The 14,782-nt window shown below is 59.2% G+C and carries 9 protein-coding genes; 3 read left to right on the top strand and 6 right to left on the bottom strand.

The features are described 5' to 3' along the window. Window positions 1–49: 49 nt before the first annotated feature. Window positions 50–1,414 (top strand): amidohydrolase family protein, encoded by a 1,365-nt coding sequence (locus tag H1B37_RS05285; RefSeq protein ID WP_286177416.1) that lies wholly within the window; start codon window positions 50–52, stop codon window positions 1,412–1,414. A gap of 456 nt (window positions 1,415–1,870) precedes the next feature. Here the strand turns inward: H1B37_RS05285 and H1B37_RS05280 are convergent, their stop codons facing one another. The 3 genes from H1B37_RS05280 to H1B37_RS05270 all read right to left on the bottom strand — a co-directional run bounded on the left by H1B37_RS05280 (window position 1,871) and on the right by H1B37_RS05270 (window position 8,662). Next, window positions 1,871–3,283 carry a sulfatase family protein gene (locus tag H1B37_RS05280; protein ID WP_182865586.1) on the bottom strand — a complete coding sequence of 471 codons (1,413 nt, stop codon included), beginning with the start codon at window positions 3,281–3,283 and terminating at the stop codon, window positions 1,871–1,873. Window positions 3,284–3,618: 335 nt separating this feature from the next. After that, window positions 3,619–4,164 carry a Uma2 family endonuclease gene (locus H1B37_RS05275; protein WP_182865585.1) on the bottom strand — a complete coding sequence of 182 codons (546 nt, stop codon included), beginning with the start codon at window positions 4,162–4,164 and terminating at the stop codon, window positions 3,619–3,621. A gap of 133 nt (window positions 4,165–4,297) precedes the next feature. Beyond that, entirely contained in the window at window positions 4,298–8,662 is a 4,365-nt protein-coding gene (locus H1B37_RS05270; protein WP_182865584.1) for a PVC-type heme-binding CxxCH protein, read from the bottom strand. A gap of 329 nt (window positions 8,663–8,991) precedes the next feature. On the opposite strand from H1B37_RS05270, the gene H1B37_RS05265 reads away from it, so the two are divergent. After that, window positions 8,992–9,564 carry a hypothetical protein gene (locus H1B37_RS05265; RefSeq protein WP_182865697.1) on the top strand — a complete coding sequence of 191 codons (573 nt, stop codon included), beginning with the start codon at window positions 8,992–8,994 and terminating at the stop codon, window positions 9,562–9,564. A 151-nt stretch (window positions 9,565–9,715) separates the two neighbouring features. Continuing rightward, on the top strand, window positions 9,716–10,036 hold the full coding sequence (locus H1B37_RS05260) for a hypothetical protein (RefSeq protein WP_182865583.1): 321 nt from the start codon (window positions 9,716–9,718) through the stop codon (window positions 10,034–10,036). Window positions 10,037–10,209: 173 nt separating this feature from the next. On the opposite strand, the gene H1B37_RS05255 is transcribed toward H1B37_RS05260, so the two are convergent. The 3 genes from H1B37_RS05255 to H1B37_RS34300 form a co-directional block, all read right to left on the bottom strand. After that, on the bottom strand, window positions 10,210–11,598 hold the full coding sequence (locus tag H1B37_RS05255) for a DUF1552 domain-containing protein (protein WP_182865582.1): 1,389 nt from the start codon (window positions 11,596–11,598) through the stop codon (window positions 10,210–10,212). A gap of 19 nt (window positions 11,599–11,617) precedes the next feature. Beyond that, entirely contained in the window at window positions 11,618–14,206 is a 2,589-nt protein-coding gene (locus H1B37_RS05250; protein WP_182865581.1) for a DUF1592 domain-containing protein, read from the bottom strand. A gap of 406 nt (window positions 14,207–14,612) precedes the next feature. After that, window positions 14,613–14,771, bottom strand: coding sequence for a type II secretion system protein (locus H1B37_RS34300; RefSeq protein WP_353620782.1), 159 nt, complete (start codon window positions 14,769–14,771; stop codon window positions 14,613–14,615). Between the last annotated feature and the right edge of the window lie 11 nt (window positions 14,772–14,782).

The following is a 14,782-nucleotide window of genomic DNA, read 5'->3' as shown; positions in this document are numbered from 1 at the left end:
TCATCCCCAGCCCTTCTCCCCCGCAAAGCCGGGGGAGAAGGGAGCCAGTTTGAGATATATCGATAGCAATACCGGCCAGGGGGCGATCCTCGGTAGAACGTTGAAATCCGGCGGGCTCCATCGTCTGGCGACTGTAGCCACCTTTGTTGTTTTCATTGCCTCACACGCCACCGCCCACGACCAAATCCCCGGCGTTCCGCAAACCCAGCCGATCGCCTTGGTTGGCGGGACGATTCATCGCGTCGATGCGAAACCGATCGAAAACGGTACGGTCATCTTTGACGGCGGAAAGATCATTGCGGTCGGCAAAAATGTTGCCTTGCCGAAAGAGTGCAAGCGGATCGACACCTCCGGCAAACAGATCTATCCCGGTTTGATGGAATCGTTGTCCAACATCGGCTTGGCGGAAGTCAATGCGGTGCGTTCGACGATCGATACCGACGAAGTGGGAAATGAAAACGGAAACCTCCGGCCCTGGGTCGCGGTCAACGCCGACAGCGAGTGGATCCCCGTCGCCCGCGCCGGTGGCGTCTTGCTGGCCTCGATCGCGCCCAAACGAGGGGGCATCCGCGGCCAATCGGGCGTGATCCAATTGGACGGTTGGACCTATAAAGACATGCTGCTGGAGGGTGACACCGGATTGGTCGTCGATTGGCGTGGATATGATTCGCGTAAAGGTGACGCGGTCGATCGGGCAAAAGACCGCGACGAGCGTTTGAAGGCGTTGTCGGATCGGTTGGAAACGGCGGCCCGTTATGCCATCGCCAGGCAGGCTCGTCCGGACAGCACGCCGACGGATTTGCGTTTGGAAGCGCTGGTGCCGGTGCTTGAAGGGGCCACACCGATGATCATCGACGCTGATTCGCGTCGCGAGATCGAAGCGGCGGTTTCGTTTTGTGTCTCGCGCGGTATCCGGCCGATCATTTATGGCGGGTATGACGCGCCGCTTTGTGCCCCGCTGCTGAAACAGTACGACGTGCCCGTGATCGTGCATGCAACCTATCGCTTGCCCTTGCGGCGTCACGATCCATACGACCATCCCTACACGTTGCCGCGGCGGTTACTGGACGCCGGGATCTCGTTCGCGATCGGCGGTTCGGGCGCCGGCAGCCCTGGCGGTGGTGCGGCGGCCAGAAATCTGCCGTACCACGCCGCGGTCGCGGCAGCGTACGGATTGCCGGCCGACCAAGCGGTCCGCGCGATCACACTCGCGCCGGCCGAGATCATGGGCGTGGCCGACCGCGTCGGTTCAATCACGGTCGGCAAAGATGCAACGCTGATCGTCGTCGACGGCGATGTGTTGCAGACCGAATCAAACGTCACTGCAGCCTACATCGCCGGTGCGGCAGTGGACCTGGGCAGCAAACACAAAACACTCGCCGACAAGTACCGCCGCAAGTACGAACAACCGTGATGCACGGTGGGACAGGCATCTTGCCTGTCATTGAGGGGGAAGGATGGCAGAATGATGCGGGGCAGAATGATGCGGCGGATGGCGGTACCAAGTCGAGAATTAAACCTGCCGACAGGAGGGTCGAGCGCAGCGAGGGGAGGGACGATTGGTGGTGTTTGAGTGCTTTCGAGCCACAACCAACCCTCCCCGCGTCGTCGCTCACTCCTCCGCGACCCTCCCAGAGGGAGGGTTAATTCGACTCAGCGATGAATCGCCCGCTTAACTTGATGCGTATGGGGTCGAGCGTAGCGAGGGGAGGGTCGATTGCATGTGACGAATTTGATCGTCGCGGAGGTCGCCAAGACGTTCGAAAGCTGCGAGCCCTCTCTGGCGTTTGCTCGCTGTGCAAACGCCGTCTCTCCCTGGGGGAGAAGATTTCTGTTGATTGCAGATCAGACAGGCTGGAAGCCTATCCCACTATTTGCGCCAGGGTTCTCGGGCGTTGGCGGTGACTTCGGCGTCGAGTGCTTCCATCCTTGAACGCATCGAAGCGACGAGTTCTGGTTTTTGATCGGCCAGATTCGTTTGCTCGCCGATGTCGTTGGATAGATCGAACAACAGGATTTCCGGCGGCGGAACCTTGGCGTTGGGACGGTTGCGTGGCGGGTTCTTCTTTTTGACCAACAGTTTCCAGTTGCCTTTTCGTAGCCCTTCGATCGCGCCTCGTGACGTGTAGTACAGGTACTCGTCACGCGGCGTTTGGTCCCAAGCTCCGGTCAACAGTCCCGAAACATCCATGCCGTCGATCTTTCGGTCTTTGGCAAGCGGTGAATCGGTGATCGCGGCGATGGTCGGCAGCAAGTCGATCGTGCCGACCAACTGATCGCACTCGGTGCCGGCGGGAATGCGTCCGGGACCCCACATCACGCACGGCACGCGTTGGCCGCCTTCGAACGTCGTGCCCTTGCCGGCTCGCAGCGGTCCGGCCGATCCGCCGTGGTTCTTGAACTGCAACCACGGGCCATTGTCGGACGTGTAGATCACATAGGTGTTGTCGGCCAAGTCCAGTTCGCGGATCGTGTTCATCACCCGTCCGACTTCGGCGTCGATGTGCTCGATCACACAGGTGTACGCGTTTTGCGGATCGGGGTCATAGGCGTCTTCGGGGACGTACAACGGGATGTGCGGCATCGAATGCGGCAGGTACAGAAAAAACGGTTGGTCCTTGTTTGCTTGGATGAATTCGACAGCCCGGTCAGTATAGCGTCGGGTGACGGTGCGTTGATCGACCGGCAGTTCGACGATCTTTTCATTTTCCATCAACGGCGTGTTCCAAAGCGTGACCGCGCTTTCCTGGTTCTTCCACAATTCGTCCGACGGAACTTTCGGCTTGCCCTTGTTGTCGGGATGGTTCATGTCGTTGGAGTACGGGATCCCGTAATACGTGTCGAAGCCGTTTTGCTGCGGCAGCGTTTCGGGGTGGTGCCCCAAGTGCCATTTGCCGAAGCATGCCGTGGCGTAGCCCTGTGCCTTCAGATGATCGGCGATCGTGTGCTCGGTCGGATTCAGGCCTTTGGTCGAAGCGGGGAACAAGACGTGCTGGTGCATGCCGACGCGTTTGGGGTAACAACCGGTCAGCAAGGCGGCTCGCGAGGGAGTGCAGACCGGCGAGGCGACCATGAAGTTGGTGAACTTGCGGCCTTCGGCGGCCATCCGGTCAATGTTCGGCGTTTTGATCTTGGTCGATCCGAAGCACCCCAGGTCACCATAGCCCTGGTCGTCGGCAAAGATGATCACGAAGTTCGGTTTGGCGTCAGCGGCGTCGAGGATACGAGGCAGGAATAGGGCAAGGCTGATCAGCACGAGGCGGATCGCGGTCGCTCGGGGCATGGTTCGCTCTGCAGTAGGCGGGAAGAAGGATGACAGGCACCTTGAATTCAGGGTGCAGGGGAGGGGCCTACTAGGATAGACGAAATCGAGGCCGCGATGTCAGCGCGTGGCGTGCCCCCAATGCCACCTACTTTCGATCACAAACTGAGCCGTCGGCGCTAGCCTCAGGCCTTGCAAGTCTCGAAAAGCAATCCAAGGCCCGCGGCTAGCGCCGTCGGCTCATCGAGTAGGAACCAGTCGGTGTAAGAGGGTGGCGGGCGGTGATGGTGGGGTGAACGCGGGCCGCTCGCTGACGCTTCCCGCTGGCAGGGGATCCGCGTGCGGGAGCGATCGTGTCACCAGATCTCGTTCATCGGGACCCGCACCTCGGGGGCGATCGTCGGGCACAGGGGATCGGCAGCGGGCAGCAATTGATAACCGCCGGATTGCAAGACCCACTGTTCGATCGCGTGTTCGAACGGATCGGCGATCCAGTATTCGGTCACCCCGACTCGCTGATAAAGATCCTTCTTTAGCTTTCGATCGTTGTCCGAGGTCGATGGCGAAATGATCTCAACGATCAGATCCGGTACCCCTTTGATCTTGGTCGGTGTGATCATTTGGGTTTTGGCGCTAAGAATCACCACCAGATCCGGCTGGACGATGTCGTGTGCGGTCAATTGAACGTCCGCGGGAGCATCGAACACGAGCCCTTTTCCCGCTAATTCAAACTGGGTGTAAAGCTGATGCTGCAGTCGCTTGGAGACCGTTTGATGGTAAGTGCTCGGAGCCGGGTTCACGTAGTGGTCTCCATCAATGATTTCGTGACGGCGGCCATCATCGGGAAAGCACACGTAATGTGCGTAGCCCAGCTTGCCGGGGGTTTCCGCTTGAAACGACATTCAGAGATTCCAACGGGTTGCGCTGTTGATCGGATGATCAACGATTTTACTCCCGTCCAGTGACGCTCGCAAACCATCCGAAGACAGATGCGAGCGTGGGAATGCCGTGACAGGCTGGAAGCCGATCCCTCGCTTAGTGCTCAGCGTCGGGGGATTCGACGGTGACGGCCATCACGATCGGCGCGGTGCTGTCGGGGCCTTTGACCAATTCGATCGTTTCGATCACGTCGTGCTTCTTGGGGACGACGGCCAGATAGCGGATCTGCTGGTTCCCCAGGGCGAACGCGAACTCGCTTTCGGGAACATCGACACGACGAATGTAGTCGGCAAAGTGGACTGCGTTGACCAGTTCATGGTCTTCGGCTTCACCATCGGCGTAGTGCAACCGTACGATCATCGACACGGTCTTGCTGCGGTCATAGGGGAAACTCCAGCCGCCCACACCGCTTAGCAAATGAATTGCCTTGGCCGGGCTGTTGCAGGGCAGCGAAACCGACTTGGGCATCTTGGGCGGCAGCGGGCCGCGGGGGCCGTGCAGCAAGATGATGTTCGGCTTGCTTGTACCTTGCGGGTCGGTCAACAGGAACGGAATGCCGTTGTGCGTTTTCGCTTTCCAATCGGAAAACACCATCCGGTCCGGGCCGTTGTCAGAATTGCTGAACAGTCCCTTCGTGCTGATGGCGGTGGCGTGACGATCCAGTGGCAGCGGGACGAACTGGCCACGCTGGGTCAGAAATTCCAGCAAGTCAGCCATCGCATCGATCGAAATTGATTTTTCGAATCCCTCGGGCATGATCGACTTGGTCGACATCCGCAGCTGGTCGATGTCTTCCCTCAGCACGCTCTTCTTCTTGCCTTCGGTATCAACAAGCTCGACGGCGGTCCGCGATTCCGACGCCAGCATGCCGGTCAGCACGATCCCATCGACGCTCAGCAGACTGTACGCCCGAAAGTTGCCTTCCACGTTTCGGCTGGGGTCCAAGATATGGGTCAGCAGTTCCTTTTTGGGGTGCACCGCCATCCCGGTCAGGTTCGGCCCGATCGCGACACCGATGTTTCCGTGGACGTGGCATTTGGAACAATGTTCTTTGAAGATCGCCAGCCCCTTATCCGCGTCGCCCGATTTTTCGGTAGCGACGAGATAGGTGTCCAAAACCTTTTGACGATCCGCGTCGGGCAACGAGCCACCTTGTTCGAACAGCTTTTGGGCCCGACGGCGAAGTTGCCGGTCGGGGTGGGCGGCGAGCGATTGTTTCTGGTCGAGCGCCAATTCGTCCAATGAGACGTCGCCCGATTCCGCAGCGTCCAACAAGGCGGCGGTCGAAGCCGGACGTTTCAGCAATTGAGAAAACGTCGCCTTTTTCAGTGCCGGCGTCATCGTGGCGAGTCGGTCGACCAATTCGATCCCGACCTCGTCCCAACGACTCTTTTCCAGCGCGGCGATGATCCCCAACGAAACCGCCGGCGGCGTTTGCGGCGTGACCTCGTCCAGCAAGTCCAGCACGACGTCCTCGTCGTCTTGCATGAACTCCACCAGTTGTGACGCGGCGGCGATTCGATCCGCCTCGGCCGCGTCCGAATCACGGACCGTTTCCATCATCCCGTCGGCGATCTGTTTGCCATAGCGCGAGAAACGTTTGCTGCCCCAGCGGGTAGCCAATCGAACCAACACGCCTTTGGAACCCGGTGAAATCCGATCGACCAGTTTCTCCAGGTCCGCCTCCGCTTCATCGCCGAGCACGACTTGCTGCTCCGGTTTCCAGCCCTTATTGAACCCTTGCAACACCGCTTCGACGACGGCGGGACTAGCCGCGTTTAATCCGGCCAGCAATTCGGCCGCATCCTCATTGTCGCCGCGCGCATGGTGTTCGCTGACAACGGTGATCATCTGGATGGCTTGATCGGACACGTCGCCGACGGTTGCCAGCGATTCTAAGAATGATGCGCTGTGGTTGGCCGCGGCGCTGGTCAATGCGTCGCGTGTCCAGCGATCGGCCATCAACGCGGGATTGGTCATCACAGCGGTCAGTGCCGGTGCGGCGCCGCCTACGGCTGGCAAATCCGACAGCGCGAGCAAGGCGGCGACACGCACATGCGCGTTTCGGTCGGCCAGCAGGTTGGCGTCCAAGATGGCTTGGACCGAATCGGCGGATTCGGGCAGCACGGCGACGGCGTTGCGGCGAACGCCGGCGGAAGGGTGCCGGAGTGCAGAAACTGCGGACTGATTCGCCGCGTCGTTGTCTCCGTCCAGTAAACCCAGCCCGTGCATCGTCCACAGTGCATGAATCGCGCCGACGTTCAGCCCGATTTCGTCGGTCTGTTTGTCAGCGACAAGTTCCATCAACGCATCGGCGACATCGGTTTGTCCCCGTTCGACCAGCAACCGTTGAGCGTGTTTTCGCACCAGCATGGTGGGGTGCGAAAGCGCGGCGACCAGCCCGGCGGCGTCGGCTTTGGACAAGTCCGGCACCGGGGCTCCGGCGGATCCGTCCGGGACGACCCGATAGATCCGGCCGTGCTTTTTGTCTCGTAATTCGGTTTCGTACGCTCGTCCCTTGCCGGTCTTGAATCCTTCCGGCGTCGGGTTGTGTTGGACGATGTAGTTGTACCAATCGATCACCCAAACCTGACCGTCCGGGCCGACTTCGGCCATGATCGGCGCGCTCCATTCGTCGTCGCTGGCAAGCAGATTAAATGGGCTGGTCGATTCGAAGTCGCTGCCCTGGCTGCGGAGCACGAAGCTGCCGACCAGGTGCCCGGTCGGCCCGTTGACGAAGGCGACGCGGTTCCAATATTCCTGCGGGTACTCGCGGGCCGTGTACAGTGCGTGGCCGGCACCTGCGGTGTATCCGCCGTGATGATCGACTTGACGCACCTTGTCGGTGATCGGTTGGAAATCATTCGTGTCGGCGATCGATTGCAGCGTCAGCGACGGCGTCCAACCGCGGACCCGTTCGTAATAGCGGTTGGCAATCGGCATGAACACACTCGGGCACCCGTTGGCCGTGGATCCGAAGATCAGGCCTTCTTCGCTGATCCCCAATCCCCAAGTGTTGTTGTTGGTCGATCGGATGAATTCGATCGCGCTGCCGTCGGGTCGCATGCGGAAAAAACCCATGCGGAATCGCTCTTTCTGGTCTCCGGCGACCGGCTGGGAATTGTTGTATCCCTGCATCGCCCAGATCCAATTGTCCAGGCCGTATTGAAAGTTGCTGACTCCGCCGTGGGTGTCGCCGAGTTCCCAGCCGGAAATCAGCACCCGGCGCTCGTCCGCCCGGTCGTCGCCGTCGGTGTCTTTCAGGTACAGCGTTTCGACGGCATTCTGGACGATCGCCCCGCCACGATGAAACGCGATGCTGGTCGGGATACTTAAGTCCTCGGCGAACACCGTGAACTTGTCGGCCTTGCCGTCGCCGTCGGTGTCTTCGCAAATCCGAATGCGGTCGCGTCCCTTGCCGGGCGGTTGAAGCTCGTTGGGGTAATCAACGGTCTCGGCGACCCACAGCCGGCCGCGTTCATCCCAGGCCATGCAAATCGGTTTGCCACCGAGTTGCGGCTCGGAAACAAACAGTTCGACGTGAAAGCCCTCGGGGACGACCAGATGCTGCATCGCCGCTTCCGGTTCGAGTGGTTTCTGCATCAGGTTCAGCGGTTTGCCTTGGGTGCCCCACTGAGCCGACGGGGTGTAATTGGGGATCTGGCCGCCGACGTCGACGTAGTCAAAACCTGGCGCGTCGCTGGCGATCTTCGTCATTCCCGGAACCGGAAAGGCTTGGTCGTCAAGAAACGTCCCGGCCGCCGAAGGGTCTTGTTTGGCCGCCCAGCGAATCCCCCGTTCGACCAGGTTCTGGAATCCGGGATTGGTCCAGGTCCGCGAGTCGTGCCCCCAAGCGGTGTAGAACACCCGGCCTTGTCCCTCGGTACGGATCCAAGTCCAAGGCTGGCGACCTTCCTCGTCGACGCGATACTCCAACACCGTGCGGTTCTTGTCGTTGTGCAAGTGATGCACGTAGGTTTCGTCCCAACTTTGAAATCCTCCGTATCCCTGCATCAATTCATGGTTCGGCTGGGCGACCTCGGCTCGAAACACGCCGGTGCCGTGACGCTGGAACTGGGCGCCCATCAAGGCGACGATTTCCGGCGCGTTGCGAAAGCAGTACGACGCACAGTGCAGCGGGACAAAGCCTCCGCCATCGCGGACATAATCTAAAATCGCGTCGGCCCGGTCCGCTGCGATCTCGTCGATGTTGGCGTAAACCGCCAGCACATCGTATTGGTCCAGCTTGGCCACCGTCAGGTCCGAGACCTGGTCGGTGTAGGTCAACTCGATCCCACGCGTCTGCAGCACCGGTTGGAGTTCGCGGAAGCGGACGCCAGGTTGGTGGGGGCCGTTGTCACCGAGGAACAGGACTTGGATGGGATCGTCGCAGCGTGCGTTGCCAGCCAAGAACATGGCGCCGGCGGCGACGAGACAAGCGAAAGACGTCAAAGTTTTCATGGGAGCGCCGGTCAAGCTGCTTAGCGATTCGCAGTGACGGTATCGAAAAAGGGGGGGGAACCGTGGGAGTACATTTAGTGTAGGCTTCGCCGCCGTCGAGGGTATGTGATATCGCGCAATGATTCTGCGATATTTTACACGCGCGAGGTGACGGATTTTCCGGATCACTGCGTCTCAAGCGGTGTGGGGGATTCAAGCCAGCACCGCAAAGTTGAGCGTTGGGGGCGCCAGGATTCGGGTTTTGGTCGCCGGCACCGCCCGCCACCTTCGACTACGATGACCGCTTTGTTGGACTGAAAGACAACACGCCACGGTGGGGCACGATGAAGATGAAACAACGTCAACAAGATGACTTGGGGCGCGATTGCAGCGGTCGCGGCATCGTGTTTTGGGTCGGGATGTTGTCGCTGGCGGTTGCGACCATGCATGCCCCCGCCGTCGCACAAGACGGCTCGCAGCAACGCGATTCCGTTGACCGGCCGGCCGATGAAGGGCAAGACGAAAAGCGATTGAAAAAGCGTGGACGAAGGAAAAGACACGGCAAGCGGCCCAAGCAGGCGACGACTGCGCCCGCCGAGACTCCGATCCGCTTGCAGCTAGACGGTGCGTTCCAGTTGGATCTCGGCTTCGGCAGCACGATCCACGGCAAGGGCAGCATCACGGTTCAACTGGATCGGGCCACCGCCGAGCGACTGGGCGATGAATCAGCCGAGCGGCTTGATGAGGGCGCAAGCGTTGCTGACGAGTTCCTAGGGGTGGTGACGCGGATGCCGGAGATGCTTCGGCAGACGGCGGCGATTTTAGAACTGCTTTCCAAACCCGAGACACAAGAAAACCTCCGCCAGGTCGAACAAGTGTTACGTCTGCTACCCGGTGGTACGGCAACGGACCAAACGCCCTGATTCGGATGATGCAACACCGCCTTCGTAGCGACGTTCGCCAGAGCGTGGAAGTCGGCCTGCGGAGCGTCAAACGCTTCGGGTGGACCACCTTCTGGCAAAGGTAGCTACGTCTGAATGGCGATCGACCGAAATTACAACGGGAAACTCAACCATGCAATTTGACATCACCAGCTTGATCGTGGGTGGATTGATCGGGGCGACCATCGGAGTCGCGTTGGCGGTTCCCAGGGTCGGCCGAATCCTGGCATGCGTGATTTCGGTGGCCCTGTTTGTCACCGGGGCCGGTTTTTTGATCTGGGCGATCTCGGCGATGATCCGCGGCGACGAGCTGCGTCCGCTGGATTGGCATCAGCTCTACATCGCCTCGCCGGCAGAAGCCCTGGGCGTCGGTGGAGGTCTATTGATCGGCGGGATCCTGGTCCTGGTGCTCGCTTTGTCGCTGGGCGGAAAGGGAACGACGCGCAGACTTTAGTGCCCTGTCAGCGTCAAATTATCGGGTGACCGATGCGTTCGGAGAGTCGCCGTGTTCTCCGAACTCGGCGTCCCCAAAAAGCGAAGCTTTGCCCGCGTCGACCTCGGAGAGGACGGTGACTATCCAGGCCAACCCGAACACGAAGCTGCGGTAGAGTACTCGCGCCTACTCGGTCAAGCGTCCAGGACCTCACTCAGCGACGTCGAGCTGTCGGCGAACCGGTCGGCTTCGATTCCAAACTGCTGAAGAATAGTGACGTAAAGGTCCGCTAGGCGGTAACGCGACTCGTCGAAGCGTTTGTGTGATCCATGGTCGAACCCCATCGCTTTGCCACCGGCAAGGATCAGCGGGTAGTTGACGGATTGGTGGGTGCGACTGGTGCTGCACCCGTACAAGACGCAACTGTGATCAAGCAACGAGCCTTGCTGGAACGGATCGGAGGTCGATCGAAGACGCTCAAGGAAGTACGCGAACTGAGTCGTCAGGAATTGATCGTACCGTGCCCAGTTCTCGTAACCGTTTTCTTTGCCGGTTCCATGGCTGAGTGAGTGGTGTCCCGGCAGCCCGATCGCACTGGGAAAACGGTCGCCGATGCCTTTGGCGTCTTCGCTGGTGATCTGGTAGGTGATCGATCGGGTAGAATCGGTGAGAAACGCGACGTACATCAGATCGTAGATCACGCGGATGTACTCCTCGACGTCATCGCGCGGTGTGGCGGAAAGTTCAAAATCAGCCGGATCGATGTTTGGCCGTTGGATGTCTAACCATCGGTCGGAGCTTGTCAATCGCTTTTCAATTTCCCGGACGGATGTGGTGTACTCATCAAGGCGTTGGCGGTCGGCCGCAGATAATCCTTGACTGAGCGTTGCCGTCTCCTCCAAGACGTTGTCGAGGATGCTTTGATCTCGACCGAATTGTCGGCGTTGTTCGGCGAGCGTCTGTTCCTGGACGCCGAACAAACGGTTAAAGATGGCGCGGGGCTTGGAAAGACTCGGGATCGGACGCCCTGATGCGGAGAACGAAAGCGTTTGTGTGCGGCCGGGCGTTCCTACTCCACCGTCACTCGATAGCGTCAACGAAGGAAAACGGGTTTGAGTTCCCAGGTATTTGGCGATCAACTGGTCCAATGAAACACTGTTGGTGTACTCGCGCGACGAATCGGCTCCTGTCAAAAAGCTATCGGCGGTGATATGAGCGATCGACATTCGCATCGCGGGATGGGAAAGCCCGGACAGAATCGTCAGCTCGTCGCGAAGTTTTTTCAAGGGCTCCAGCGGGCGCGTCAGAATGTAGTCGCGGCCCACGCTGTGGGGAAACCAGTGCCAGTCGTCATGGGCTGGATGCCCCGCCGGCGGCAGACTGACTCCATTGGGGAAAAAGATGCAACAAAACCGTTTCGGCGACCGGCGTTGGGTTCCCGGGCTTGCGGATGCCGGTTCCGCTGCTCGCACTTCATGAATGAACGGGATGTCACGCAACGATGCCAACACAGGGAGCGCGATCGTATACCCGGCCGCACGCAGGACCCGGCGTCGTGACAAGCTGGGTTTTGATGTTCGCATTGCTGGTCTTCCAGAAAGTTTATTGCATCCGAAAAAGTTCACTGTCGACGATCGCCAGCACCAGTCCACGCAACGTGTGGCCTGATGCTTTGAAATCCTTTCGGATCGCGTCGATGGCTTGCCGATCGGAAATATCGGGTGAACGTCCCAACGTATACGTTAACAAGTGATGGACCAATGCGTCCGTCAATTGCTCGCTTCGTTGTTGTCGCAGGTACTGTTTCAACGCAACGATGTTCTCGATTCGCTGGCCATCGGGAAGCTCTGTTGCCGAATCAACGATCCGCTGTACCGGCTTGCCGCCCTGCAGCGTTTCCCTCTCGTTTCGCCAACGACCGGTCGCATCAAAGTTTTCAAAGGGGATGCCCCACGGATCGATCTTTGCGTGGCAATTGCGACAGGTTCCCGGTTCTCGATGGCGTTGGATCTTCTCTTTCAGCGACAGGCCTTGTAAATCGGGATCGTCGGCTTCGATTGCGGGAACGTTGGGCGGCGGTGGGGGCGGCGGTGAATGGAGCATCCGGTCCAGCAACCAAACGCCGCGACGGATCGCGTGAGAATCAACACCGTCGGAGTTGAGGGTCAGCACGCTCGCTTGCGTCAGCAATCCGCCTCGCACGGAATCCTGCGGCAGCGTGACCCTTCGCATCTCGCCCGTCGTCAGGGTCGACAGTCCGTAGTGTTCGGCCAACCGATCGTTCACGATCGCATAATCGGAATCGATCAGATCCAGCGCATTCGAATCGCTCTGAAACACCTCAACGAAATACTCAATCGTTTCTCGGATCGACGCTACGGCAAAGTCATCGTCATACGTAGGATAGGTTCGACGATCGACGGCAATGTTGTGGTACCTCTCCAGACGCAACCACTGGCGACAAAAGCTTTCCAGAAATCGGCGAGACCGGGGATCGGCGAGCATCCGTTCCGCTTCATCGTGGAACACGTCGGGCTGCATCAACGAGCCGTCGTTGGCGAGATTCATCAAGCGATCATCTGGAGGCGACAGCCACAACAGGTAGGACAATCGCGACGCCAATTGATACGGGCTGGGCAATCCGGATTGCCGCCCGGTTTGAGACGGAGAACCGATTTCCAAAAACAAAAACGCCGGTGAAATGAGGGTCGCCGCCATGGTCTCGCGGACGCTGTCGTCAAACGAATAGCCCTGCGTCCGCAAGGAGCGGAACAGTTTCAGCTTTTGTGCCACTTCGTCGGCAGTCACCGGCCGGCGGTAAGCTTGACGCATGAACTCGGCGAGCGGTTGCTCTGCGATCGTGGCTTCGTCTTGGTTTGCGGCAACGCCGGGAATCTGCCAACGATAGGAAGGTTTCGATTCGGAATGGCCCGGAAACATCTCGATTTCCATGCAATCGAGCATCAGAAAGTTGACGCCGTCTTGATCCATCGTTCGGATCGCATCGGCGATCCGTTGAGAGCCGATTTCGGGATTGGCATAGCCTCCGCGGCCGAGCGCAAAGACGGCGTGAGGGTCACTCGAGACGTTGGAAATGAAAATCTGGTCCATGTCGAACACGCTTAGCCGATCAAACGTCTCCTCCTGACGCTGCGGACCTTTGGTCGGCACATCTTCCAGGCGAATTCGGAATTCGTAAACTGCCGGGGCGTCACGCGGTGCGGTGACATCCGTCTCGCCGAGCAACCGTTTGTCAATCGAACAACCGTCGCCGAGCGTGATTCCAGCCTCGACGCGCATGCGGGGGAACCGACCGTTGCGGTCAGCGGCTCCGGCGGCCCGCACGCGGACGACCATTTCGCCGGTCGGCAGCCGGCGGGGAATCGCGACGTACTGTTGATTCAATTTGGGAATCGCTGCACGCAGTTTTTCATCGTCCGAATGGGCGCCCGGCCGCTTCGGTCCCAACGGGTCAACGTACGCTGGCGTCTGAGCAAGATTTCGTTCGCGGCGTGCCAGCATGGTTTCTCGATCAATTGCCACGGGCGCACGCTTGCGAGTTCCGTAGCGATCACCGGTTGCATAATACAGGTCCTCAAATTCGATGTGGTATCGGATCACATCGTCTTCGATCGGCCCAGATCGCACATAACGCTGGACCGCGCGGCGGGCGCTGTCCAAATAGGCCTCGACCTGAAGGGACGACAGACCAAGCTGAGAGCGGGCGTTTCGATAGCCCGATTCAGAGATCGGATCCGCCGGAAGCAGGTCAGCGAACTCGGCGTCAACGTCAAAAAGTGCCTTGAGTGTGAAGTTGTACTCTTCAGTCGTCAGACGCCGATGCGGGGCTGGCTCGGGCGAGTGTTTCGCGACCTCCAGGAGCCGGTTCCGGAGCAGGCGGAGCAACTGCCGTCGCGACGAAATCGCCAGAGGCTCGGCGTCCTCGGGCGGCATCTGACCGCTGTCGACTGCGTTGTACACCCTCGCCAACAACTTCCCCACAGCAGAGTGTTCAGTCGAGTCAGGCGCGAGCGAAAAATCCAGATTGTCCAATCGAAGATTGGCTTCCGGGGCGTCAGCGCCGTGGCACTGCTGGCAATGGTGTTCCAGTAGACTGCCAAGTGTGTCATCGGCGACCGATCGCAAGCTTGGCGCTAACGTCAACGCGGTCAACAGCACAGCACGAACCATGGTGAGATCTCTGCAAAACCACCGATCCATGAGAACTCGCTCGCCGGGAGTGTTTCTATTTCTGGGACGATCGCCACGCAAGGACAATCAGTTTCCGCTCGCGATTATCTTACCACGCACGACGCGGAAACTCACAAACCGACCGGCGCGACCGTGTGATGCTAGATTTTGCCGTTGTTTCAGCCAGTAATTGTGGCAGAAAACTCTGCCTGTCATTTGTTCGGGGATTCTGACCCTGGCTTACAAGCGGTTCATCATTCTGCCCCGAATCATTCTGCCCTCCCGCTGCCGAGGTTCACCGAATCGACAGGACAAGACAGCTGGGGGGGAGAGGTAGGAAAATTTTGGAGGTAGGAAAATTGGCGGAATCGCACCTCTAGTGCATTTCATTATTTCCTTACCTCCATCATCTTCTTACCCGCTTTCCGCACCGTCCCGGCGATTGCCCAGGTTTTGATGCAGCGTTAGATCGATACTGTACGATTGAAATCACGACGAGCAATTCGATCAAAGTGAATCCGAGCCGGTGGCAATTTCGACGCCCGACATTCGACTGTAGCCCCATTACATTTCACT

Source organism: Stieleria mannarensis (genome assembly GCF_014154935.1).
GTDB lineage: Bacteria > Planctomycetota > Planctomycetia > Pirellulales > Pirellulaceae > Stieleria > Stieleria mannarensis.
Note: the sequence above shows the minus strand (reverse complement) of the source record. Positions and strands in the feature narration are given on the sequence as shown.